This is a genomic window from Chryseobacterium sp. RU37D (genome assembly GCF_900156075.1).
In the GTDB taxonomy this organism is placed as follows: Bacteria; Bacteroidota; Bacteroidia; order Flavobacteriales; family Weeksellaceae; genus Chryseobacterium.
Window position 1 is genome coordinate 1 of sequence record NZ_FTMM01000005.1, and the last position, 25,741, is coordinate 25,741.

23 protein-coding genes are annotated in these 25,741 nt (G+C 35.4%); 4 read left to right on the forward strand and 19 right to left on the reverse strand.

Annotated features, from left to right (window positions below; genetic code table 11):
- Positions 1-460 precede the first annotated feature (460 nt).
- From BW926_RS14320 to BW926_RS03440, 4 genes are read right to left on the reverse strand one after another with little or no spacing between them, the layout of a single operon-like run.
- The gene (locus BW926_RS14320) at positions 461-628 is read right to left on the reverse strand and encodes a hypothetical protein (RefSeq protein WP_179077975.1); all 168 of its coding nucleotides are present in this window, start codon (positions 626-628) and stop codon (positions 461-463) included.
- Positions 629-681: 53 nt separating this feature from the next.
- Entirely contained in the window at positions 682-1,650 is a 969-nt protein-coding gene (locus tag BW926_RS03430) for a glycosyltransferase family 9 protein (protein WP_228403386.1), read from the reverse strand.
- A gap of 2 nt (positions 1,651-1,652) precedes the next feature.
- Positions 1,653-2,072, reverse strand: a complete 420-nt coding sequence (locus BW926_RS03435) for a SufE family protein (RefSeq protein WP_076444205.1) — start codon at positions 2,070-2,072, stop codon at positions 1,653-1,655.
- 46 nt (positions 2,073-2,118) lie between these two features.
- Positions 2,119-3,213 (reverse strand): glycosyltransferase, encoded by a 1,095-nt coding sequence (locus BW926_RS03440; protein ID WP_076444207.1) that lies wholly within the window; start codon positions 3,211-3,213, stop codon positions 2,119-2,121.
- 343 nt (positions 3,214-3,556) lie between these two features.
- Here BW926_RS03440 and BW926_RS03450 point away from each other — a divergent pair, with 343 nt between their 5' ends.
- Entirely contained in the window at positions 3,557-6,094 is a 2,538-nt protein-coding gene (locus tag BW926_RS03450) for an ATP-dependent Clp protease ATP-binding subunit (protein WP_076444209.1), read from the forward strand.
- Between the two features lie 151 nt (positions 6,095-6,245).
- Here BW926_RS03450 and BW926_RS03455 read toward each other — a convergent pair whose 3' ends face one another.
- On the reverse strand, positions 6,246-6,773 hold the full coding sequence (locus tag BW926_RS03455) for a hypothetical protein (protein ID WP_083672256.1): 528 nt from the start codon (positions 6,771-6,773) through the stop codon (positions 6,246-6,248).
- A 113-nt stretch (positions 6,774-6,886) separates the two neighbouring features.
- On the opposite strand from BW926_RS03455, the gene mnmA reads away from it, so the two are divergent.
- Positions 6,887-8,074, forward strand: a complete 1,188-nt coding sequence (mnmA, locus tag BW926_RS03460) for a tRNA 2-thiouridine(34) synthase MnmA (protein ID WP_076444213.1) — start codon at positions 6,887-6,889, stop codon at positions 8,072-8,074.
- A 277-nt stretch (positions 8,075-8,351) separates the two neighbouring features.
- Here the strand turns inward: mnmA and BW926_RS03465 are convergent, their stop codons facing one another.
- The 10 genes from BW926_RS03465 to BW926_RS03510 form a co-directional block, all read right to left on the reverse strand.
- The gene (locus BW926_RS03465; RefSeq protein WP_083672249.1) at positions 8,352-9,155 is read right to left on the reverse strand and encodes a DUF4249 domain-containing protein; all 804 of its coding nucleotides are present in this window, start codon (positions 9,153-9,155) and stop codon (positions 8,352-8,354) included.
- Positions 9,156-9,157: 2 nt separating this feature from the next.
- A complete protein-coding gene (locus tag BW926_RS03470) occupies positions 9,158-11,407 on the reverse strand; it encodes a TonB-dependent receptor (RefSeq protein WP_083672250.1) in 2,250 nt (749 codons plus the stop codon).
- Positions 11,408-11,720: 313 nt separating this feature from the next.
- Complete coding sequence (locus BW926_RS03475; protein WP_083672251.1) at positions 11,721-12,464, reverse strand: LytR/AlgR family response regulator transcription factor; 744 nt, start codon at positions 12,462-12,464, stop codon at positions 11,721-11,723.
- 60 nt (positions 12,465-12,524) lie between these two features.
- The gene (locus BW926_RS03480; protein ID WP_076444217.1) at positions 12,525-12,800 is read right to left on the reverse strand and encodes a 2TM domain-containing protein; all 276 of its coding nucleotides are present in this window, start codon (positions 12,798-12,800) and stop codon (positions 12,525-12,527) included.
- Positions 12,801-12,984: 184 nt separating this feature from the next.
- On the reverse strand, positions 12,985-13,281 hold the full coding sequence (locus BW926_RS03485) for a 2TM domain-containing protein (RefSeq protein WP_076444219.1): 297 nt from the start codon (positions 13,279-13,281) through the stop codon (positions 12,985-12,987).
- A 264-nt stretch (positions 13,282-13,545) separates the two neighbouring features.
- Complete coding sequence (locus BW926_RS03490) at positions 13,546-14,115, reverse strand: methyltransferase family protein (RefSeq protein ID WP_076444221.1); 570 nt, start codon at positions 14,113-14,115, stop codon at positions 13,546-13,548.
- 30 nt (positions 14,116-14,145) lie between these two features.
- Complete coding sequence (locus BW926_RS03495; protein WP_076444223.1) at positions 14,146-14,469, reverse strand: 2TM domain-containing protein; 324 nt, start codon at positions 14,467-14,469, stop codon at positions 14,146-14,148.
- Positions 14,470-14,483: 14 nt separating this feature from the next.
- A complete protein-coding gene (locus tag BW926_RS03500; protein WP_083672252.1) occupies positions 14,484-15,800 on the reverse strand; it encodes a 2TM domain-containing protein in 1,317 nt (438 codons plus the stop codon).
- 134 nt (positions 15,801-15,934) lie between these two features.
- The gene (locus tag BW926_RS03505; protein ID WP_076444227.1) at positions 15,935-16,585 is read right to left on the reverse strand and encodes a hypothetical protein; all 651 of its coding nucleotides are present in this window, start codon (positions 16,583-16,585) and stop codon (positions 15,935-15,937) included.
- 95 nt (positions 16,586-16,680) lie between these two features.
- Complete coding sequence (locus tag BW926_RS03510) at positions 16,681-18,918, reverse strand: TonB-dependent receptor (RefSeq protein WP_076444229.1); 2,238 nt, start codon at positions 18,916-18,918, stop codon at positions 16,681-16,683.
- Between the two features lie 303 nt (positions 18,919-19,221).
- Here BW926_RS03510 and BW926_RS03515 point away from each other — a divergent pair, with 303 nt between their 5' ends.
- Positions 19,222-19,725, forward strand: a complete 504-nt coding sequence (locus BW926_RS03515) for a superoxide dismutase family protein (RefSeq protein ID WP_076444231.1) — start codon at positions 19,222-19,224, stop codon at positions 19,723-19,725.
- 73 nt (positions 19,726-19,798) lie between these two features.
- On the opposite strand, the gene BW926_RS03520 is transcribed toward BW926_RS03515, so the two are convergent.
- The gene (locus BW926_RS03520) at positions 19,799-21,928 is read right to left on the reverse strand and encodes a carboxy terminal-processing peptidase (RefSeq protein ID WP_076444233.1); all 2,130 of its coding nucleotides are present in this window, start codon (positions 21,926-21,928) and stop codon (positions 19,799-19,801) included.
- A gap of 431 nt (positions 21,929-22,359) precedes the next feature.
- Between BW926_RS03520 and surE the strand changes: the two genes are divergently transcribed.
- Entirely contained in the window at positions 22,360-23,130 is a 771-nt protein-coding gene (surE, locus tag BW926_RS03525; protein WP_076444235.1) for a 5'/3'-nucleotidase SurE, read from the forward strand.
- A gap of 103 nt (positions 23,131-23,233) precedes the next feature.
- On the opposite strand, the gene BW926_RS03530 is transcribed toward surE, so the two are convergent.
- From BW926_RS03530 to BW926_RS03540, 3 genes are read right to left on the reverse strand one after another with little or no spacing between them, the layout of a single operon-like run.
- Positions 23,234-24,637, reverse strand: a complete 1,404-nt coding sequence (locus BW926_RS03530) for a radical SAM protein (protein ID WP_076444237.1) — start codon at positions 24,635-24,637, stop codon at positions 23,234-23,236.
- A 9-nt stretch (positions 24,638-24,646) separates the two neighbouring features.
- On the reverse strand, positions 24,647-24,880 hold the full coding sequence (locus BW926_RS03535) for a hypothetical protein (protein ID WP_076444239.1): 234 nt from the start codon (positions 24,878-24,880) through the stop codon (positions 24,647-24,649).
- Entirely contained in the window at positions 24,877-25,638 is a 762-nt protein-coding gene (locus BW926_RS03540) for a prolipoprotein diacylglyceryl transferase (RefSeq protein WP_076444241.1), read from the reverse strand. The genes BW926_RS03535 and BW926_RS03540 overlap by 4 nt, the downstream gene beginning before the upstream one ends.
- Positions 25,639-25,741 lie beyond the last annotated feature (103 nt).

Sequence of the window (25,741 nt, forward strand, 5' to 3'; positions counted from 1 at the left end):
TTAAAAGCTGGATCATAGATTTTTCGCCCTTGTTTCATACGTTAAAATTAAGGTTTTATGCTTAACTCTAACTGGAAGCTAAATTAGTATATCCATCTTTCAAAGTTATCATTACGATCTATGGCAGATTCATTTAATAAAAGAAAAAATACATAGAGACCACCGAGTATGATAGTTTAATAATCCGAGCTTTACAATAAAGAAATATAAAAAAGCTAATTTATTTGCAATAATCAAAAAAATCTATATCTTTGTACCACTTATGACAAACGCTTTTACTTCAGTTTATAAAAGTGACCTATATGGTGACCCAATAAACAAGAAAACAGCATAAACCTGATGAACAGGACTTTTTTTGAAAAGTACAAGTCCCTCAGGACCCACAGAAATCTCTCTTTTTTAAGGGAGATTTTTTATTTCTTAAAAAAACTGCAACGCTTGCTACGGTTCATTCAATATTTTATTTACGGTGTCCCGGCGCATAATTCCTTGCCGATTTTTCACCGTTTATCTTTTTTACCTGTCCAGGAGGAAGGCCGTTGTTACCATTAGATTTTATAACAGGTGCACATGACATTACAAATAATCCTGTTATCATAAAGGCTCCTATTTTTTTAAGTGTTTTCATAATCCTTTTTTCAAAGTATATTAAAATATTATGCCAATACAGTATATAAAAGCTTACAAAATTTTATCGACTATCCTCTGAATATCAAGCTCTTCCAGACAAGCCCAGTCACCACGATAGCATTCTTTATCTCCAAAAACAGAGCATGGCCTGCATGTAAGATCTTTTACCTGGACTACATCATCCTCACATTGTCCAAAGCCTAAAAAGCCGGCAAATGGATGAGTCTGCCCCCAAATGGAAATACACCTCGTACCCATCAGACTTGCAAGGTGCATATTAGCAGAATCCATCGAAATCATTAATTCTAATTCTGAAATCTTCCTAAGCTCTTCCGTAAGGCTTAATTTTCCTGATAAACTTTCTGAATTAGGGATCTCTTTTTCCCATTTTTCCAAGGTTTCCGTTTCGTTTTTGCCTCCTCCGAAAAAATAGATCTTATATTTTTTTGATAAAATCCTTGCCAATTCGTATGATTTCTCTAATGGAAGCATTTTCCCGCGATGCTGCGCAAACGGGGCGAAACCAATTCCTGACTTGCTGACTGAAGCCGGTCTTAACTGATGTGATAATTCAACAGTAAAACCCATTTCCCGAAAAACATCGGCATAGCGCTCAACGGTCTTTTTTAATTGAATTTTATTAAGATTCCATACATCGGTCAAATACTCTTTCTCTTCTTTTCCTTTATTGATTTTGAAGACTTTAAGCCCTTTTCTTCTATAAAATTTATCTAAAATTTTCGTGCGAATCACATCATGAAGATTGGCCACAAGGTCTGGATTAAATTCTTTAATCAATTCGTTCGCCAGTCTGTTTAAACCAAAGAAGCCTTTATAATCATCAAGGTTCACTCCTTTAAATATAACATTCGGAATATCAGCAAACAAGCTTTCAAAATTTTTCCTTGAAACCATTACGATTTCCACACTGGGATTTTGTTTCAGAAACTCACGGAAAACGGGCGCTGTCATGGCAACATCACCGAATGCAGAAAAACGATATGCTAAAATTCTTGTCACAATTACGATTTCAACTGATAAGCAACTGCGTAAAATTTAATTTGTTTTGTCATGGCCATCAGACCGTTGGCTCTTGAAGGAGAAAGAAATTCCTGCAGCCCGATTTCAGAGATAAAATCGAAGTCGGAATCCAGAATTTCCTGTGTTGAATGACCACTGTAGATACTTACCAAAAGAGAAACGATTCCTTTCGGTAAAATACCGTCAGAATCAGCATTGAAAAACAATTTTCCATCCTTGAATTCAGCATCGATCCAAACTTTGCTCTGGCAGCCTTTGATCAGGTTTTCATCCGTTTTTTTTTCCTCAGAAAGCCCTTTCAATTCTTTCCCCAAATCAATTATATATTCATACTTCTGCTCCCAATCTTCAAGAAACGCAAATTCGTCAATGATTTCCTGCTGTTTTTCTTTAATGGTCATTTTAATTAATTTCTTTGTGCAAAGATAACCAATTTTGTAAAATTTATTAATGAGATGCTTTTTCAAAAAGTTGTAGGATTTTTGTTTCCTCATTCTCCCAGCAAAATACATCCGCCGCTTTATTCAATTCACTCTGATAATACAGCCTTCCTCTATCAAGAACAAGATTAATTGCTTTCTCAATCGTTTCAGGTTGATGATCCGTGATTATTTCTCCTACATTGAACTGATTTCTTATTCGCTGCATCTCCGGGAAATTAATCATAACCAGCGGTACTCTGGACTGAATATAGTCGCAAACTTTATTAGGAAGAGAATAATAATAACTAACTCCGTTATTTTCTTCAAGACTGAATCCCACATCTGCTGTCTTGGTTATTTCTCTAAGGTTTTCCGGTTTCAGTTTACCAAGGAAAATGACTTTATCCTGTAGTTTTTCCTGAACAACAAGCTCTTCATATGTTTTTTTCTTAGGTCCGTCTCCGGCAATTTTCAAAACAGCATCTTTAATATGATGCATGGCAACGATCATTTTCTCAATCCCTCGGGATTGATTGATTGCTCCCTGATACAGAATAATTTTAGGCTGATTGTCTGGAATTTCAGGAACAGAAAGTATTTTTCTCGGAATATTTCTTACAACAATCGGGTTGACATTGTATTTTTCATGGAACCACTCTGCATAACTTTCACTCTCCGTCATCATGAATTTCACATGAGGAACCAGCTTTCTTTCGAGCACTCTCCAGAACTTCTGTGAAAATCTGTTTTGTACCGATGGCATTTCCGTGAAAATTTCATGACTGTCAAAGACTAAAGGAATATTCAGTTTTTTGGCAATGAGATAATTTGGCAGAAGTGCATCTATGTCATTGGCATGAAGAATAGTATCTTTGTCCGCTTTTTTCTTCAATTCTTTATATAATTTCCAATTGAACTCAAAATAAGCGGTCTTTAGACTTTTTGACTTCAATCCTATTCTGGAAAAAAGATAAGGACGTTCCATTTTTTCATGTCCATCCCAGTCATTTCCTATCAGCTCTATAGGATATCCGTTGTCAAAAAGGGTTTTGCATACCTTTTCAATTCGTTGATCGGTATACAGATTACTAAAGGCAGATACTATTATTTTTTTCTTCATCAATCTTTCTTATCTAGTATTAATAATAGATCTGAATGAAACAAATAAGCCATTAAAGATACCGTAAATAACAAAACAAATACAGCCAATTATCCTAACAATCCTAATTTTTTTCACATCTTTCAGTATGAAACTCAATACGATAAAGACAGAGGCAGAATAACCTATATAAGTGGTAATTTCACTATTCATGGGAAAAATTTAGGGTAAACAAACTTAATCATTTTCAACAAGATAATAAAATTTTTTCTGCCATAAAGTCATTTATTGGTTTTTGGTAAAATATTTGTAATTTAGATAATGGATAAATAGCAATGCTGCTTTTATTCTAATGAGATATATTATGGATTATAAGTTTTCACAAGGTTTGAGCCAGGTGTTCAAACAAAGCAAAAGCGAAGCGAAAAGGCTGAAAAGTGAATTTCTTAATACAGAACATCTACTTTTAGGTATTATAAAAACGGAAAACTCTGCAAAAGAAATCCTTCAAAACCTTAATGCGGACTTAACACAAATCAGAAGAAAAATTGAAACTCTAAATACAGCAAGTCTTAATCCTATTTCTGAGGAGGTTACCAATATTTCTTTCACGAAGATGGCAGATCATGCCGTAAAGCGTGCAGAGCTGGAATGCAGACAATATAAAAGCAATGAGATTAATACCGTTCATCTGCTTTTAGGCATTCTATACAAATATGAGGACCCTACTTCAAACATTTTAGGAGCTTACGATATTGATTATGAAGGTGTTTCAAGAGAGTATCAAACCATGCTTAAAAATTCAGGGCAAGCACCGCAGATGAGTGCATATGACGATGACGATGAAAGAGAAGAATTTGAGCAAATGAGAAAGCCTACAGGAAATTTGGGTTCTGCAAAAAGTAAAACTCCAACTTTGGATAACTTTGGAAGAGACTTAACTTCTTTGGCCAGAGACGGTAAATTGGACCCAGTAATCGGTCGTGAAAAAGAAATTGAGAGAGTTTCTCAGATCTTATCGCGTAGAAAGAAAAACAACCCTCTCCTTATCGGTGAGCCGGGAGTTGGTAAATCTGCGATTGCGGAAGGTTTGGCATTAAGAATTCAACAGAAAAAAGTTTCCAGAGTTCTTTACGGAAAACGTGTGATCACTTTGGATTTGGCAAGTTTAGTTGCCGGAACAAAATACCGTGGTCAGTTTGAGGAAAGAATGAAGGCCATCATGACAGAGCTGGAGAAAAACAGAGATGTTATCTTATTCATCGATGAGCTCCATACCATTGTTGGTGCGGGAAGTTCTACGGGAAGTTTAGATGCTTCAAATATGTTTAAGCCGGCTTTGGCAAGAGGTGAAATCCAATGTATTGGGGCCACAACCTTGGATGAATACCGTCAGTATATCGAAAAAGATGGAGCTTTAGAGAGAAGATTCCAGAAAGTAATGGTAGAGCCTACTTCTATTGACGAAACGATCCAGATTTTAAATCAAATTAAAGACAAGTATGAAGAGCATCATAATGTAACTTATACTCCTGAAGCGATTGTAGCGTGTGTCAATTTGACATCAAGATATATTACAGACCGTTTCCTACCGGACAAAGCGATCGATGCGATGGACGAAGCCGGATCTCGTGTTTATATTAAAAACATGAAAGTTCCTACAGAAATCATTGATTTTGAAAAGAAAATCGAAGATATCAAGGAAATGAAACAAAAGGCTGTAAAAGCTCAGGATTATCTTGAAGCTAGAAAATTGAAAGATGAAGAAGAAAGACTTCAAATGGAGCTGAATTCTGCCCAGGATAAATGGGACAAAGACGTGAAGGAGAAAAAAGAAACCGTAACAGAAGAAAATGTAGCCGAAGTGGTTTCTATGATGAGTGGTGTTCCGGTAACAAAAGTTGGTAAAAATGAGCTTGATAAGCTGGCTCAAATGGATGGAAAGCTAAACGGAAAAGTGATCGGTCAGGAAGATGCTGTGAAAAAAGTCGTTAAAGCTATCCAAAGAAATAGAGCGGGTCTTAAAGACCCTAACCGTCCGATTGGTACTTTCATTTTCTTAGGAACAACCGGTGTCGGTAAAACAGAGTTGGCAAAAGTAATGGCAAGAGAATTATTCGATTCTGACGAAGCACTGATCAGAATTGATATGAGTGAATACATGGAGAAATTCGCAGTTTCAAGATTGGTTGGAGCGCCTCCGGGATACGTTGGATACGAGGAAGGTGGACAATTAACAGAAGCCGTAAGAAGAAAACCTTATGCTGTGGTTCTCTTGGATGAGATTGAAAAAGCTCACCCGGATGTATTCAACATCTTGTTGCAGATCTTGGATGAAGGTCACGTTACAGACAGTTTAGGAAGAAAAATCGACTTCAGAAATACGATCATCATCCTTACTTCAAACATCGGAACAAGAGACCTTAAAGATTTTGGAGACGGTGTAGGATTCGGAACTTCTGCGAAAAAGTCGACTTCCGATACCAGAGCAAGAAGCACTATCGAAAATGCACTGAAAAAAGCATTTGCTCCTGAATTCCTAAACAGAATTGATGACATTATCATCTTCAACTCTCTTGTACAGGACGATATCAAGAAAATCATCGATCTTGAATTGAATAAGCTTTACAGCAGATTAGAAAAGCTAGGATATAAAGTGGAATTAACTGAAGAAGCGAAAGACTTTATTTCTGAAAAAGGGTGGGATAAAGACTTCGGAGCAAGACCATTGAAACGAGCAATCCAGAAATACATTGAAGATTTATTAGCCGAAATGCTTGTAAGTAAACAATTGAATGAAGGAGAAACTGTAGTTCTTGATCTGAATGAGGCTAAAGACGGACTTGTTGGAAAATCTTCAAAATCGAAGAAATCTGCAACTGAAAAATCTTCTCAATCTTAAATAAAATAATTTGATCATTAAAAAAGCAGCGGGAAAATTCCCGCTGCTTTTTTGTTTTTAAATAAGCCTTTCTCCCACAGATTGCAAATTTTTAAAAAAAATTAAAACTTAAATATCCGAGCAAATCCGTGAAATCTGTGGGAAATAAACTTTAAAGCCCCACAACAAATCCAATACTGGGAACTAAGCCACTCGAGAAAATACTTTTATTTTCTTTCCAAAGAACATTATACATGATTCCCAGCTGCATGTAAGAGTTGTTTCCAATTCTCTGCATATAGCCGCCTCCAAGATATAATGCATCTTCGTCCGTATTCGATTTAAAATCGTAATATTTGTCCTTATAGTTGATAAAATAATGCTGATAATTAGCACTTACATAAAACGTTCTTGCAATATAATAATTCAAAAACGGTCCTATCCCAAACATAGTGGAGCTATAATAATCTGAAGTCTGCCAGGCAATACTTCCCGCAACTCCCCCTTCAAGGTCATTCGTAAGCCTGTACCCTACCCTTGGTGAAGCAGATAAACTAAAAGAGCTGTTGTTTCCAAAGCCTAAACCAATGCCCCCTCCAAACGTCCATCTGTTGTTATTTTGTGGCGTTGTACCTATTGAAACCTGGGAAAATGCTGATACTGAAATCATCAGCATCAACGGAATAATAATTTTTCTCATAAACATTGTTTTTATCAATGTTTAAAATTATGGTTTTTTTACGAATTTATTAGTTGTATTTTTGCGGCATCAAACTAAGAACTCCCGTTAAGAGTTTCGTAAAATTGAATACAATGAAAGTAGTAGTAGGCCTCTCAGGAGGTGTAGACTCCAGTGTTACAGCATATTTGCTTCAGCAGCAGGGCCATGAGGTGGTGGCTTTGTTTATGAGAAACTGGAATGATGCTTCCGTTACCCTGGAAGATGAATGCCCCTGGATCGAGGACAGTAATGACGCCTTAATGGTTGCCCAAAAACTGGGAATCCCGTTTCAGGTGATTGATATGAGCGACCTTTATAAGGAGCGTATTGTTGATTATATGTTTGAGGAATACGAAAAAGGAAGAACTCCGAATCCTGATGTTTTGTGCAACAGAGAAGTAAAATTCGATGTTTTTATGAAGACAGCGATGTCTTTGGGTGCAGATAAAGTAGCAACCGGACATTATGCAAGAGTAGATTCAACGATTGATGAAAGTGGAAAAGAAGTTTTTCATTTGTTAGCGGGAAAGGATAATAATAAGGATCAGTCTTATTTCTTGTGTCAGTTAAGCCAGGATCAATTGTCTAAAGCGTTGTTCCCGATTGGTGAATTGACAAAACCTCAGGTAAGAGAAATTGCAAAAGAAATCGGGCTGGTAACGGCTGATAAAAAAGACTCTCAGGGATTATGTTTCATCGGGAAAGTAAGTCTTCCTCAGTTTTTGCAGCAGCAATTGGTTCCAAAAGAAGGTGAGATTGTAGAAATATTTAAAGATTCTCCTCTTTTTTCACAGGAAATCCCTTCATTTTCTTCAAAACAGCAGGAGCTTGAATTTTTAAGTCAAAAAATCAATTATAAAAAAACGGACGGAAAAGTCATCGGAAAGCATCAGGGCGCCCAATTCTACACGATCGGACAGAGCAAAGGTCTTGGAATCGGTGGTCATAAAGAAAGCTGTTTTATCATTTCCAGAGATATGGAGAATAATATTCTCTTCGTAGGAGAAGGGCACAGCTTCCCGGGGCTGCACAGAAAGGCTTTAAAAATTGATCATTCAGAATTGCACTGGGTGCGCGATGATATGAGGTTAAAAAATGGCGAATCTATGGACGTAATGGCAAGGATCAGATACAGGCAGCCTTTACAGAAAGCCGTTTTACATCAGTTTGAGGATGCTTTTTATATTGAATTTGCAGATCCGCAATCTGCCATTGCAGAAGGACAGTTTGCCGCGTGGTATCATGGTGAGGAGCTGCTAGGAAGCGGTGTGATTTCATAACAATGCATTTCTGATCAAAAGAAAAAAGTACTCAATAATATAACCCGGAACGTTTTTGTTTCGGGTTTTATTTTAATTTAAGAATTACTGTTTAAAACCTAATTAAATGTATTGATATAAGAAACGGGTAATTTATAACCACCTATCAACATCGATGAAATCCCGGAATCCATTGTAAAACAGCTTGAAGGCACAGAGGCTAACAGAATTAGCTACAAATAATTAGAATAAAAAGAGGCTGAAGCCAGCCTCTTAAATAATAATCTATTATGGCAATTTATTTAAGAACAATGGTTTTTTCATCAGAAGTATGCGCAGAAAAATATCCCAAAGCTCCGTTACTAATATTGCTTACGGGGTTTGCAGGCGGCACCCCTCCACTGGGATCACCATTTAATATTACCGAAGGTAAGGCTTTGAAATAATCAAACACTGGCTTATCAATACACTGCATTTCTACATCAACAGTATCATTTTTTCCTAAGAAAAAGTTTTGTGAGTAAAGATATTTAGTATTTGTCTCCCCGTTTCCAATATCATCATTATGTAGGGCGGTATCATGATTAGTATATCGTCTTTCGAACATGCGGAAAAGGTAATAATTGCCTTTTTGTACAGGATCATTATAGACTGGTAAAATATAATACCTATTTGCATTTTGATCCGAAACCACTTTATAACTGAGATCATCCAGATATACTTTTTTAGGCATTTGAGATGTTGCCACATATTCTATACCATCTGCTTTTACTGAAAGAGTGTATATATCCCCCGGCTTTGTGGTAAAAATTTTAGTCACATAATATCCGTTTTGATATTTTAGAGTCTCCGTCTGCCCATGATTATCTTTAATGATTACCTGAGCATTTTCTACTACAGGAAAATCAGAAATTATAAAATCTGAGATTTTTGCTGATCTTGTTATTCTTATAAAATAAGGCCCCGGAGCATCATCTACTTCGCCTTCGATTACAATTTTCCCGCTTTCATCTGCAAGAGGAAGCTCTATTATCTCTTCACAACCGGTTAAGGGTGTAAGTAGTGAAAATGTAATTAGATACTTAATTATATTTTTCATCATTATTAAAATTTAAAGTTATAAGTTATATTGGGTACAATAGCAAAAAGTACAAACTTCGATATCTTGACATCAGTAGGGAAAAAACCATCTGAAGAAAATTCTATACTATAAGGATTCAATTTTCCATAAATATTATACAATCCGAAAGACCATGAGCTCTTGAACCTTTTATTATTCTGCGGCTCATAGGTTGCATTAATATCCAGCCTGTTGTATGAAGGCATTCTATTTCCATTTCTTGCCCCATATTGTAAAGCAGTATTTCCATCAATCGTATATTTCGCGACAGGGAAAGTTACTGCATTTCCTGTTGCAAATACAAATGCTCCTGAGAAGGTCCATTTCGGGCTTACAGAATAATTGGCTACGATAGATAAGTTGTGCGTTTTATCCTGTGTGGCATTATACCAGTTACCCTGGTTGATTCCGTTGATCTTTCTTTCAGATTTAGATAAAGTATAAGAAATCCAGCCTGTAAGTTTGCCGCTTGTTTTTTTAGCCAGCAATTCAATACCATATGCCCTGCCAATACCATTAAAAAGAAGGTTATTCTGTAAATCATCAACCTGGCTGATTTTGACTCCTTCTTTATAATCTGCTATATTGGACATCTTTTTGTAAAATACATCGGTACCGATCTCATAGCCTCCTTCAAACTTTTTAGTATAGCCTAAGCCAAAATGATCCGAAACCATAGGCTTTTTAAGATTGATCCAAATATCATTCGTAAAGCTTCCGTCATTTGCGCTTAAGGCAGTGATTCCCTGTGAGCTTCTATTGTAGGAAGCGGTTATAAGATTACTTTTATTCAATTCATAATTCATCATTATCCTTGGTTCAAAAATAATGTGGGATGTTTTTTCTCCCGCATCTCCGTAGGCTAACTGATCTTTCCCCGCTGAGTACATGGCCGCCCTGATTCCGTAATTAAGAGATAATCCTTCCATAGGTTTAAAATCATCATTAATATAAAGGGCATTCTCCCACATGGATCTTTTTTCATCGACAAAAAGATCCGTTTGTGATCCTGAAATTTTCGGCAGGCTAAAATTATAATAAGATGCCTGGATACCATAGTTTAAAGAATGTTTCTGATTAATAGAATGCGAAAAATCCTGCTTAAAGACCAAGTTATTAATATTGGGTTTAATATCAACGGTTTCACTAACGATATTTTCAACGCCTATATTGTAGTTGTAATTACTATATATCAAAGAAGTGGTTGAAAACAATTTGCTGCTGATGATGCTATTCCAGCGTAATGATGAAGCTGCGTTTGCCCAATTATTATGAAATTCATCATATTTAAAAATATCCTTTCCTAAATAGCCGGACAAGTGAATACTGTTATTAGCATTGATCTGGAAGTTCAACTTGGCGTTCAAATCATAGAAATACAGCTTTGCACTTTTAGCAGATTCTTCTTTTGAAATTAATCTATATAAAAGATCCGCGTATGTCCGCCTTCCGGAAATTATGAATGACGACTTCCCTTTCTGGATAGGCCCTTCTACGCTCAGCCTGCTGCTGATAAGGCCGATGCCTCCGTTCACCCCAAATTTTTGATTGTTTCCTTCTTTTCCTTTAATATCAAGAACAGATGAAAGCCTTCCCCCAAATTGTGACGGAATATTGCTTTTATAAAGAGTCACATCCCTCAATGCATCACTGTTAAAGGTACTGAAGAATCCTAAAAAATGTGAATTGTTGAAGACCGGTGCCCCATCAAACAAAACAAGATTCTGATCCGTATTTCCACCTCTGATACTCAGCCCGGAACTTCCTTCATTGGAGACAACCCCCGGCAAAAACTGTAATGTTTTGAGAATATCCCTTTCCCCGAAAAGTACCGGAAGCTTGGATGTTGCCATGACATCTAAAACATCACCCCCTAATTTGGATTTGGTAACAACAGGAGATTTTTTCCCCTTAATTTCCACCATTTCGATTTCATTTTCCTTTTCCAGCGCCCAGTCTATTTTAAGAGTTTCCGCAAGATGGATGGTTTTGGTTAAGGCTTTGTGTTTTGGATGAGTAATAACCAGTGTATAATCATTTTCCGGGAGAGAAAGCGTATAAAAACCATAACCATTGGTTTCAATGCTGATATTAGGGTTTTCTTTTATGGTGATTATGGCTCCTGTAATAGGCTCGCCACTGCTTTCATCTTTCACCATGCCATTAATGGAATAGCTTTGCTGTGCGTACGAAAAAGCTGACAAAAAAATTGCCAGCATTGTTGTTTTCATCATTTGTATTTTCTTTTTGCAAATATAAATTCTTAAACGAATAACTTTTACAAAACTTATTTGCAAGACAATCAGAGCAAAGCGGTAAAATTTTAGTTAAAAAACAAATTTTAGTTTGGTCTAAATAATGCAAATAAAAACAAATCGATGTTTTTTATTTGATTATGCCAAAATCAACGAATGAAATAAAGCATAAATTTTTTTAAAATTTATTACAATTTAACTAAAAACTCTATTTTAATGTAAATTTCATCCAATTTTTAATATATTTTTAAGAAATATGAAATTTTGAAATACGCAATGAAGTAGTTCAAAATCAGCTCACCAGCCACTCTTTAAAATCTTTCACTCGGTCGCGGCTTACCGTAATCTCTTCCTGCGGCTGAAACTGCAATTCTACCTTATAATTGGGCGAGGTATGAATATTTTTAATATAATCTGAATTGATAATAAATTGCCTGTTTACACGGAAAAACTTTTTATCATCCAACACATCCTCCAGCTCGTCCAGTGTAAAATCTGATGGATATGACCGCTCATGAGTCTGAAGGTAAACAATTTTATTTTCGCTATAAAAACAGCTGACCTCCCTGATCTGAACAATTTTAAGATTATATCCGATTTTAACTAAAATTCTTGACAACGTTGTTTTCTCTTTCTTGATCAATTGCTTGATTTCCTGTGAGCTTACAGAGTTATCTGCAGGAAGGAATGATTTAAATTTTTCGATTGCCCCTGCCAGGTCTTCATCAAGAATTGGTTTTAAAAGATAATCTATGCTGTTCAGCTTAAAAGCTTTTAAAGTGTATTGATCAAATGCCGTTGTATAGATAATGAATCCTTTTGTAGAAATTTTTTCAAAAATATCGAATGACAGCCCGTCTCCAAGCACTATATCAGAAAAGATCAGCTGCGGATGTTCGTTTTCAGAAAACCATTGTATGCCTTCTTCTACAGATTCTATCTTTGCAACCACCTGTACATCAGGAAATTCACTAAGCATTCTTTCTAATTTCCTTGAAGCAGGTTTTTCGTCTTCGATAATGACAGTTTTGATCATGGAACCCCGGATTTTTTCGTTTATAAATTTGAAATAAAAATACTTAAAAGTTATCAGCTATTAAAACTGAATAAGTTCTTTTGTCTTTCTCATTTCCTGCTGTAAGATTTTGTTTTCCCAGTCAGCATTCAGGATGAATAATTTTACGGCTTTTAACGTTAAGACGGTAGCCCAAATTGTTAAAATGATAGAGCCGTCAAATAAAGAGATATCAAATTCTCCTTTGTCGAAAATATCATTAAAGAAGACGATTAGCGAAACAATTCCGAACCAAAGTAGGTTTTTGTAGAATTTTTTTAAGTCGTTTACCCTTTGTTGTGCCTGATTGTAGTTCATCTTAGTAATTTTTAAGGTTTTTATTAATTTTTTGATTATCTGTGGCTTGTCATAATGCTTATTTTTAACGCAAAGCTCGCAAAGAATTTTTACTAATATTTGTTTTTAAGGCTCGCAAAGGCGTTTCACTCAGCTAAGGACACAAAAGTTTTAATTATAAAATATTAAGGACAATCAGAAAATTTTAAAGTGATTTCGTGTTTTTTATTTCCTCCTCCATTAATTCTTTGATTTTTCTTTCTTCCCAGTCTCTCCCTATCCCGAAAGTATTGATCCCATGTACTGCAAGGCCGATTCCCCAACCCAGCATCGGCCAGAAAAACCATAAATGACTAGAATCCGTAAGAATATTTAATACTATTAAAAAAGGAATCACCAGGCAGTATGAAGTAAGATTTCCGTAAAATCCTTTCAGCTCTTTTACTCTTTTTGTTGCTCTTTCGTAAGACAGGTTTTCTTTGTTGAATGATGTAGTTTCCATATTTTTTGTTTTTTAATTAAACTGTTTGTTTTTGTTGATACAAATGTATGTCGGACCCAATCCTCAAATCAATTTTATATCACCGAACCGTAGAATATGCTACCTGAATTGTAAGAATCCCGACTCAACGGAGAATCGGGATTTTATTATTATTTTTATTAAAAGAATTTAAACGGCTTTTATTGTTCCGTAGGAATCTAAGCCACATCTCTGCAGAATTACAATCTTTATGCAAAGTTTTCCATAATGTAATCACCTTTCCTGCTAATAAACAAATGGTATCAGTTTCTTGGTTTTCCTTCTGTATTCCAGATATTCATCCCCAAACTGCTCGATCAAAGCTTTTTCTTCAATTTTAATTCGATAGCTAAAAGCAATGAACGGAGGAATAAAGGCCAGTATCAATGACAGCCAATTATTCAGATACAATCCCAATCCGAGCGAAGTAAGCAGAGAAAACGTGTAGGAAGGATGTCGCATATATCTGTAAAACCCTTCTTTCTTCATTTTATGATCCTGCTTTATCGTGACATCAACGGTAAAATATTTACCTAAAGACCTGATAATAATAAGCCTGACAATAATTCCTATCAGAATAAAGGCTTCACCCAGGTAATAGATCCAGTTTTCCTGTGTAATAGGAAACTTTGTAATGTATGAAGCCGTTACAGCCAGCGCAACAGACCCCGGAATTGCGATCCACAGGATATTCAGTGTGGATTTGTCTTTTCCTTTTTTGTCTTTTTCATTTGATTTTAAAATGTTTTTGTAAAGAAATTCACTTAAAAACCAGGCAAACATGGAGACGGTAAATATGATGTATAAGGTTTTCATTGTTACTTTTTTAGTGTTAAAAGCAAGGGTTTATTCGCTTTCTTTGGCGTTATTTTGTTTTTCTTTTTCCATCAGCTCTTTAATTTTTTTCTCTTCCCACCTGTTTCCAAATAAAAAGCCAGGTAAAAATATGCTCATTGCATAGCCAATTACCCCTATTCCCCAGAAAAGCGGCAGTGAGAAATATTTCAATTGCCAGATAGTTTCATTAGGTTTTAATTCTCTGTAATTCAGGAAAAGAATAAAAATATTTACTGCGAAATAAATAAAGGTAAAGACATAAAAGTTCTTAATTTTTTTCACTCTTCTTTCCGCTTTTTTATACCTGATATCATCCTTGCTGATATTTTCCATCGTGATTAGTTTTTTTATCGTTTATTTTGTTTTTCTAAAATTTCCCTGATTTTCTTTTCTTCCCATTTTTTGCCAATCGCGAAAACGCTCATTCCGTGGGCAATAAGCCCTATTCCCCAACCTAGCATTGGAAAAAAGAACCATATATTTTTAGGATTTGTTGTAAGATTTATTATAATCAAAAAAGGAATGACGATACAGTAAGAGATAAGATTTCCGTAAAAGCTTTTAACTTCCTTTACCCGCTTTTGAGCTCTTTCGTAGGCTTTATCTTTATCTTCACCCTTTTCACTCACAACGTTTGGCTTATCTGCAAGCACCGGAAGCTTTACTTTAAAATAATCATCCGATTTTTCGATAAATACATTTCTTTTCGTTAGCAATGAATACCGCTGAACAATATTCGCCAAACCGATGCCTGAACTTTCTTTTATCTGCTCCCTTACCTGCACGTTATTTTCAATGCAGAGTGTATCATTTTCAGAAAAAACCCTGATAACCAAAGGCTTGGATGATGTGGCAAAATTATGCTTGATACAATTTTCCAGAAGCAGCTGCAACGAAAGTGGAACCACAAATCTCCTGTAATCTTCTTTTTCCGCATCAAAAACAAAATCCACACTGTCTTCAAATCTTGTTTTTAATAATTCACAATAGGTTTTTGCAAACTCCAGTTCATCTTCTACAGTGACCAGCTCTTTATCCTTCTGCTCCAAAACATACCTGTAAATCTTTGACATTGAGGCTGTAAACTTCTGTGCCTGTTGTGGATTTTCATCAATTAACGAGCTTAAAACATTTAATGAATTAAACAAAAAATGCGGATCCAGCTGATTTTTTAAGCTTTCAAATTGTGCATTCGCTGATTTTGCAATTAATTTTTGCTCTACTACTTCTTTTTTGGATGTTTTTTTAAGCTCTTCCATAAAGCTTTTGGCATGAAGAAATGCCGAAATAAGAAGGGCTACATTGATCATAAACCAATTGGTAAAGCCATATTTCTGTGAGAAAAACTCTTCAACAGTTGCTGTTTTCTGGATAAGAACATAATTGATATAATTACAGAAATACACCAGAATAAAATTTCCTAAAATAATGGAAATAACACTCAGAAAAGCTCTTACTCTCGTAGTTTCCGACCATGGAAATTTCCTGTTGAGAAAATCATTGATAATCATATTCCCAAAACCGAGAATGAAAGAATACATGGTGCAGATCAGGAAAGTGATTCCAAAATTTTTGAAGGTCTTTTCATCATTGAAAAATAAAAAGAAGAACAATGTGGTTCCCAGCGTTACCCAAAGTAATATGATTATGCTTTTGCGTTTCATGAACATTTTTCTTGGTTCAAAATTAGCAGATATTAAAAGTATTAAAAATAATTTTTCGCCGAACCGTCATTTTTGCTGACTGAGCTGCATAAAAAAACCTTCCGTGAAGGAAGGCTTGGTGAAGTATTTTCAATTTATTTTTTAGCTCCATTTACGAAGTATTCTGCTTCTGCTTTTCCCCAGTTTGGTTCTAATGCAGATTTTGGCTTGTAAGAATTAAATTTCGCTAAAGCATCTTTAAACTGCTCCATTCCCTTAGTTTTGCTGCCTCCGTATTGTTCTGGCGTGAAGTAGGTATCTTCAGCCTTAATCAAAGCTATTCTTGGATTATTTGGATCCAGCGTTTCTGCCTTTTTCATTTCTTCAGTTGCTTTTGCTCCGTCTGTCATATATCTTTGCTGAGGATTCACCATCATTCTCAAAGATGCTGCCATTTTATTTAAAAGGTGAATTTCTGCATTATCTGTAGGCGCCACGTGAGATGCCGCATCAATATATTTCTGAGCCTGTCCTGCAATGAAATCAAGCTCCTGCATTTTTCCGTCTCTCATCAAGGCTCTTCCTTTCTGTATATTTGCTAATGCAGCATAATAAAAAGGCAACCAATTGTTTTCGTCTTTTCCTGCGATTCGATGAAAATTATTTGCCAAAGTGGTAAACTCTTCCGGCGTTTTGGCGGTTTCGATTTTTGCAATATTTTCAGTCATTGCTTTTTCATAATCAGACTGTGCGAAAGCTGTTAAGCTCATGCAGGCTAAGGCAAAACTTAATAGATATTTCTTCATTTTTTCTATTTTTTTAAGGTTATATTTTATATTTTTCAAAGATATGTATTTAATTGATACAATTAAGTTATTAAAAGTCCCATTTATTGAGATTTTTATAAATTATTATTGATTGCATTCTGTGTTTTATCAATTCCAAAACTGATGAAAGCTCCCACGAAAACAAAAGTATTTACCGGCGGAACAACTGCAGAACTTCTCGTTCCGTCCATTGAAAAATTATACCCGTACACATTTTTAGATCCTAAAATATTGGAAACACTTAAAACCAGAACCGTAAAAGCTTTTGCCTCTTTTTTACCCAAATTCGGAAGATAATTAATACTGAAATTCAACGCATTATAATCTTTTAATTTCCCCTCATGTCTTACGTAATATGCTTGTTCCCCATTGATATCTTTTGTTGCAATATCATAATAAGGGCGTCCTTTTGCGTAGGTGTAAGAAAGATTTACACCTGTTTTCCATTTTGGAATAAATCTTTTCGCAACAGCAGAAAGGGTATGTTCTGAAGCGAAATTGGGTTTTAAGCTTTCTGGATAATTCATAAAATCCCTTTTAGAGTCCAGGAAAGAATAGCTGATCCAGTAATCAATATTTTCGAACGTTTTTTTGTCTCTCCAGAATAGCTCAAGCCCTTTTGCATAGCCATATCCGCTATTATTATCTGCAGTTTGTACATATTGATTCTGCCCATCAACGTAAGGAAGATTTTTAACTTTTAATAAATCTTCATACTTTTTGTAAAAGGCTTCCAGTCTGAGGCTTCTTCCGTCCGTTGCTCTCTGAACCTGGAAAATATAATGCTGTGATTGCTGGAAATCCAGGTTGGCCGGTCCATTAATGTATCTACTTTCCGGATTCTGATAAAAAAGACCGTAGGCAAATGAAGTCGTCCAGTCTTTGGCAAGGCGGTAAGCAAGGGCAATACGCGGCGCAATGTTGCTCTTTCCAAGATAAGATGAATGCTCTGCGCGAACTCCTATCTTTGCAGATAGCTGATTACTGAACCCCAGGTCTGTCTCTACAAAGGCTGCAGAAATCAGATCTTTGTAATCTTTATCTACAAAATTGTTGAAATTGAGTTTTTCGCTTGTGCTGTTCAGTTCAAAACCGCCCCGTAAGGCGCTAATTTTATTTATTTTCCTTTCTAAAACTGCTTTGAAGTTGATATAATTTCCGTCATTCAAAAGTTTTGTATTTCCGGATTCAATATTATCTTTTTGAGTTGAAAAATCAAGATCAGACGAATTGTAAGAATAAGAAGCTCCGGTGCTCAACAGGTATTTTCCGAATTTTTGTTTGAAAGATAAATTATGATATGTATTTTTACCTTTTAAATTAATCCTCGAAAAATCGTTTTCAGGGTCTAAGCTATTCACGGTCACGCCCATTCTGTTGGAATCATACATTCCGTAATATTTAAAAAATCCGCCGGATTTTGTTTTAATTCTAAAGTTAAAATCTGCATTAAGACCTTGTGGTGCTTCACTGAAATTGGTATTAAAATTAAAAACTTCCTGCATTAATTTTAAATTTGAATATCCTAAACTTGCTCCGAAAGAAGAATTTTTACTGTCGCTTAGTTTTTGAAATCCTGCATTTAAAAAAATGGGAGAAACCCCGAAGTCATAGGAGCTTTGATCCGGAAGATCAACACTTTCCAGCATTAATGTTCCGGAAAGGGCTTGCCCGTATAGTGCAGAATATCCGCCGCTGGAAAAAACATTTCCTTTGAAAAGAGAAGTATTGAAACGGTCTCTCCCGGCAATTCCTGGAACTGAATTTGAGAAATAATTATTGATTAAGCTTCCATCCATAAAAATTTTAGATTCCGTACCCGTGCCTCCACGAATGAAAAGGCCTTCCGTTTCACCAACTTTCTGAACACCCGGAAGATAAGTCAGTGCTGAAGAAATTTGTCCGTCTGCGCCGGCTGTAGTGTAAATATCAATTGGTGTTAAAAGAGTTGTAGCCCTTTTTTTATCGCTTGCTTCGATAGATCCTGCGGAAACGACCACCGCATCAATTTCATTGATCTGTTCTTTTAATTCGGCGTTTACAGAAACTTTCTGACTTTCAATTACAATTGGTTTTTCAACATCTATATATTTTGGATGGGTGAACGTCAGTACCTTGTTTCCTTTTTCAGAGGTTTCAAAAGAAAAATTCCCGTTGACGTCTGTTGTAGCCCCGTCGTAAGTATCTTTTAATGTTACATTTACCTCAGCTACACCTCTATTTTTATAAACTACTCTTCCGGAGATTTTTGTCTGGGCGAGGCTTAGGGCAAATGATAAAAAAGAGATAAGGAATAATAATTTTGTTTTCATTGTTTTTAATTTCGATTCAAAAATAGGATGACCTTTTTGTTGCTATAAAATTTTTTTTGCTGAACGGTTGATTTTTTGGATTGAATGGTAAATTTTAACTTTTCGAGAAATAATTAAACCACTCTGTGTCAAAAATTCTTTGAATTTTTGACATCCCGCCAGAGGAAGAGAATTTACAATCTCCCTTTACTATTGCAAAAGTAGCTTAGTTTTTACTTAACTTTAAAAAACAGTTCCATTTATAGGGCTTTTCGGAAAAACTTTTTTAATTTTATCATAAAATCACTTTTAAATCATTTAAAAATGAAAAGTATAAAATTAGCATTATTATCCGTATGTACATTATTTGCTGTTTCCTGTGGAACGACAAATACATATCAAGTCATGTCTAAAAGCAACACACAAACGGGAGGAACAGCCAAGTTTACCCAAAAAGGGGATGAAGTTATCATGAAACTTAATGTAACGAACCTTACACCGGGAATTCATGCCGTTCATATCCATGAAAAAGGTGACTGTTCCGCAGCCGACGGAACTTCCACAGGGGGCCACTGGAACCCCGCAAAAGACGATCACGGAAAATGGGGTGCCGAACACTTCCATATGGGAGATATAGGTAATCTGGTGGCTGATCAGAGCGGAAATGCAATATTGACATTCAAGACAAATAAATGGTGTCTTGGCTGTACAGATGAGTCTAAGAACATTATTGGGAAAGGAATGATCATACATGCTGCCGCCGATGATTTCCATACGCAACCTACAGGGAATGCAGGCGGACGAGTAGGATGTGTTGAAATAAAATAATTTATATTCCAAAACATAAAAACCGTTGTCTTCGAGAACCTCAGGCAACGGTTTTTATGTTTTTTATTTCTATTTAAGATTTTATACTCATGTCTGCAATAATGTTCATTGCTTCCTGAAGGTAAAGATCTTTTTTAAGGTTTTTGATCCAGATTTCAGATTTTTTCTTAAAAGCTTCATCTTTTTTCTCTCTTTCAATTTCGTTTTGATACATAGTAAACTGAAGCCCGTTTTCAAATTTTGTTAAAGATTTAAATTTTTCAATCTGTGCTTTTCTCTGTTTCGTTAGTTCATTGAACTTATTGATATTAAGCGTAATCATCTCTTCTTTGCCTAATTGCTCTCTCCATTGAGCAGATTGAAGCATCAGCTGATAATTCTCATTTTTAGCCATTCTGTCTGCACTTGCTTTTTCCAACGCTTTAATATTGAAATAATTAAGTTTTTCAAAATTTGTAGAAGGAATCTTATCCCAAGCTAAAGCATAATCATCATATCTTTCCCCGACTTCAGCATATGTAAAGAAATCTTTCATCTGAATATCAGAAACAATACCTTTTCTTTGAGTGGATTCCCCTGTAATTCTGTAGAACTTCTGAATCGTCAGTTTCAAAGATCCAAAATCATCTTCTGTATTTAAAAATCTATTCAGATCAACAAAAGTTTGTACCGTTCCCTTCCCGAAAGACTGTGGAGAACCTATTACCATTGCTCTTCCATAATCCTGCATTACGCCGGCAAGAATTTCAGAAGCTGAAGCAGAAAGCTCATTTTGCATGATCACAAGCGGACCTGTCCAGATCGGAGCTTCATTTTTATTTTTCAAAGTCTGGATTTTTCCATTTCCGTCTTTTACCTGAACGTAAGGCCCGGCCTCCATGAAAAGCCCCATGATGTCTCCAACTTCTGTCAAAGAGCCACCCCCGTTATTTCTTAAATCTAAAACGATTCCTTCAATGTTTTGCTGTTTAAGCTTAATGATTTCATTTTTGATATCGTCTGAAGCATTTCTTCCTTTTGCATCTTCAAAATCAGCATTAAAGCTTGGTAAATTGATAAAACCATACTTTTTACCGTTTGGAGAATTGATTATGATACTTCTTGCAAAAGTATCTTCAATAGCCACTTCCTCACGGATCATGGTAACGTCTTTAATAGTTCCGTCCTTTTTCTGAACTGTTAAAGTAACAGGCGTTCCTTTTTCACCTCTGATCAAACGCACCGCTTCATCAGAAAGCATTCCTACAACATTTACGGCATCATCTTTCGGCTTGGATTTTACCTTTAAGATTTTGTCTCCTTCGGAAAGCTGCTTGGACTTCCATGCAGGAGCTCCGATTGTTAAAGCTCCCAGGTAAAGATTCCCTTTTTTCTCCTGGATAATTGCTCCGATCCCAATTACTTTTCCTGTAAAATTGGTATCAAAATCTTCTTTATCTTTTGGAGAATAATAGTTGGTATGAGGATCGAAAACTTCAGCATAAGCATTCATATATACTGTAAACCAATCCATTTTCTTTCTCTTTTTGAACCTTGTAAAGGTTTCTTTTACAAGATCTTTCACCTCATCTGTTGCTTTTTTCATTTTCTGATCAGCAGAAAGAGGCTGATATTTTATAGTATCCTTTAAGTTATATTTCTGAACAGAATCTTTTTTCTCTTTCTGAGCCTCTTCTTTACTGTTCATGGATTCAATTTCCTGTAGGATATTGTATTTGATAAATTTTCTCCACTCGTTGTACTGTTCCTGTTTGTTGGCAGGTACTTTTTTCAGCTTTGGCTCAATGGTAAGGCTTTCATCTTCTTCAAGATTAATCGGCTTGCTGAAAATATCTTGGGTGATTTTGTCTATTTCATCTACTCTCTGGTATAGCCTATCAATTGTTAGCTTATAAAACGTCAGATCACCCATGTTAATGTAATCATCAAGCTTGGTTTCATGTTTTCCGAACTCGTCCATATCAGACTGCAAAAAATATCTTTTTGCAGGATCTACCAATTCGAAATAATGTTTATAAACATCCTTTGAATATGCGTCGTTAATAGGTTTCGGGCTGTAATGTAAATAAGAAAGTGTATTTTTTACGCTCACCATTATTGTCTGCATCTTTTCGTCGTCATTCTTCGGCGAGTTGAAACAAAACATTAGGCTTGTTAATGGAATTAAGAGTAAAAATTTATTTAGTTTAAAATTTTTCCACATAAATCTGTCATGTATTTTTATTAATTTCTAAAAACTATATTAATTGGTAGTAAATTTTGGCTTAATGTTACAAAATATCAAATTTAATACCTTATTTGTAAATAGCGATTAGATTTCAACATAAATTTGAACTTATGGATGAAATAGTATAGTCAAAACCCTTGTGAATTTAGAATCTTTGTATTGTGGAATTAAATGAAACACCCTTGTTTTACTAGTTAAAAAATAGTTTTTACATATTTGTTTCAGATAATACATACTTTTGTTTGGCAACTGTACAGTATAAAATTAAGAATTGCAAGGATTTACACTTTAAATTAACTCAAAAATCATTAAAAATTGAATTTAAAAATTTCTCTTTCTAAAAAATAAATTACAAAGTTTTTTTAAAGAATGTCTTTATAGTATATTTGTTAAAATTAAAATTTTATATGGAAAGACCACTTATTCTGGTTACTAATGATGATGGAATTACAGCACCCGGTATCAGAAATCTTATCAGTTTTATGAACGAAATTGGAGAAGTCGTCGTCGTTGCGCCCAATTCTCCACAAAGCGGTAAAGGCCATGCCATTACCATTAATTCTACTTTAAGCTATGAAGAAGTACATCTTGAAGGCCCACAGAGAGACTTTTCCTGCAGCGGAACCCCTGTAGACTGTGTAAAGATGGCTCTTGATAAAATTTTGCCGAGAAGACCGGATATTGTAGTTTCGGGGATTAACCACGGTGCCAACTCTTCCATTAATGTTATCTATTCCGGGACGATGTCTGCGGCTGTTGAAGCAGGCGTTGAAAGTCTACCTGCGATAGGTTTTTCTCTGCTGGATTTCAGCTGGGAAGCAGATTTTACGCAGGCTAAAGAACATATTCAGAATATTGTCAGAAGAATACTTGAAAAGCCAATGCCTAAAGGTATTGTTTTGAATGTAAACATCCCGAAGCTTTCAAAAGAAGAGATAAAAGGGGTAAAAGTATGCAAGCAGGCTCATGCCAAATGGGAAGAAAGCTTTGATGAAAGGGTAAATCCGCATGGTAAGAAATACTACTGGCTTACAGGCTATTTCAATAATATGGATGATTCTCCCGATGCAGATGAAACGGCTCTGACGAATGGATATATTTCTATTGTCCCTGTAAAATTTGATCTTACGGCGTATGAATATATGAAAACGCTGGAAGAAGTGATGAATTTTGATTAAAGATTACTTTGCCACGAATTCACTAATATAAATATTAAATAATTTGTGCATTCGTGGCAGTTTTATATCCTCAATCATCCTCGCAAATCTGTGGAAGTTTATTTTAAAACAAAACTTTATCCTCTTTTCTCAACTCTTCCAAATATTTACTTTTATCATCCCGATAAAAAAGATTCATCGTCTCGAAAGGAATCAATTTTAAATCTTTATTAACGATATGCACACAGGATTTTTTCACGGCACGAACGTCAAAATCATGAGCATCCATAAAATTCATAATAATGATTCTGAAGAGATTATCATAATCTAGATTTGCAACTGAAACCTCAGGAAGACAGCACAATAATTGGTTTACCTTAGGCTTTACTTTATCTACAGAAATTCCAGTGCTGAAAATATCCAGAAGCTGCATGTGGAGGCCGATATCCTGCTCATAGACGATGGTATTTTTAGACTCATTATTCAGTAAATCAGCAGGATTGATATATCTTGTTAAAGGAATAATTTCACCTTCCAGCTTTAAGATGTATCCCATTGCCAGAGCATCCGGGTTACAAGGAACCGGGATTATATCATCCGAATTCATTAATGGAAATTGGTTTAAGATTTCCTGCCTTACTTCTGTAAGCGTAATTTTTTCATATGTAGAATCTTCCCTGTTTCTTCCGGCAATTTCAACGGGCTGAAAAGTAATTCCGCGGACACATTTCTGTTTTAATGCAAATTCAATAATCTTCCCTATTTCATCTATGTTTTTATCTTTTTGAAGAACAATGACAAGCGTTGTAGAAAGGTTTAAGGCATTCAGTTTCTCCAAAGCCTTCATTCGGACATCGGTAAGATCTTTTCCTCTGAAATCCTGCAAAACTTCAGGCTTAAAAGAGTCAAACTGAAGATACACTTCAAATTCCGGAGCATAAGTCGCCAGATTTTCTGCAAAACCGGGATCATTGGCTATTCTCACCCCATTTGTATTGAGCATCAGGTGTTTAATTGGCTTTGATTTTGCAATATCCATTATTTTGAAAAACTCAGGATGGATCGTCGGTTCGCCTCCGCTGATCTGTACAACGTCCGGTTCGCCTTCGTTTTTAACGATCACATCAAACATAGCTTCAATTTCCTCTAAGCTCCTGTGGCTTCCGTAATGCGGTGAAGACATGGCATAGCAGGTTGGGCAGGTAAGATTGCAGCGGTCTGTCACTTCCACAATGGAAAGACAGCTATGTTGCTCATGGTCAACACATAAGCCGCAATCGTAAGGACAGCCGTATTCTACATCAGTTCCAAAATGCAAAGGCATTTCAGACGCTTTGTTGTAGTTTCTTATGTTTTTATAATAATGAACATCAGAAGCAATCTTAGTTTTAAAAAAACCGTGATCCGGACATCTTTTTGTCATAAAAACGGTTTCATCTTCAAGAATGATCTTGGCTCCGACTCTTTTTAAACATTCAGGGCAAAGGCTGATCGTATAATCGTAATAGGTATAATTTCTTACTTTCATAATTTATTTTTACATTCCACCACAAACAAGGCCACTGATAAGTCCTCCGATAAGCATTGATAACAAAACGGTTTTCCAAAACTGACCGGTTGAAAATTTCTTTTTGTTGTGCCATTCGTAAATGACTTTTGTAATGGCGGCAACAACCAATGAAATAACAAAAACCACAACTAAAATAATGGCAATGATCATCACAAACAGACCATCAAGATTCCCAACTTCAATTAATGTAATTAGTTTCATGATTTAATATTTTTAAGTGAAGTTACAACTTTTGTTTCCCTGATTTTAAAGAAATAATAAAAAATTATGGCCAGGCAGACCAATTGTATTGTTCCTAAACCAGCAATAATTTCTATTTTGGGTTTAATAAAATCCAGCATAAATCTAAAGCTGAAATAACTGAGCATAAACAATTGAAAAACAAAGCCTGATGAGAATTTATTCTTTCTTTGAACTCCCTTTAAGATAATCCAAAGAAGAATGAGAAATGCAATTTCATATAAAGCAACCGGATGTCTTAGGTATGAATCCCCAAGGTGCATCCCGAAAATAAAATCTGTAGGAACGCCATACGTTTCTTCGTGAACACCAGTAAGAAAACACCCGATTCTGCCAATAATCATCGCAAGAATTAATGGAAAAACAATTAAATCTCCGGTGCTTTCCTTGTGCCCTACAATTTTTTTTGCCCATTCCACACCGATGAGGCCAAATGCAAGACCTCCGACAATGGTATTATTGGTCCAAAATCTTTTAAAACTGAAATTTTCGAAAAGCGTGTAGGGATTTTCAAGATTTCCGATCAATTTGGATCCGATTAAAGCTCCGGCCGTGGCTCCTATTAAAACTGCTGCAGAGGTATTGAAAGAAAGCTTTTCCTTTGATTTTCTTTTTAAATAGAAATAATAACGCATCCCGATGAAAATTCCGACCGTCTCAAAAAGTGGATGTGCGAGAATTGTTTTACCGAAAATGTGAAATGTAACTGGAAAATCCATTAGTTCAAAAGTATCAATTTTTAATTAAACATTTTTTGTTGTTTCTCTCGCTTATTTTGCAGATGATATGAATTTTTAAAATATTTAGTTTTAATATTGATAA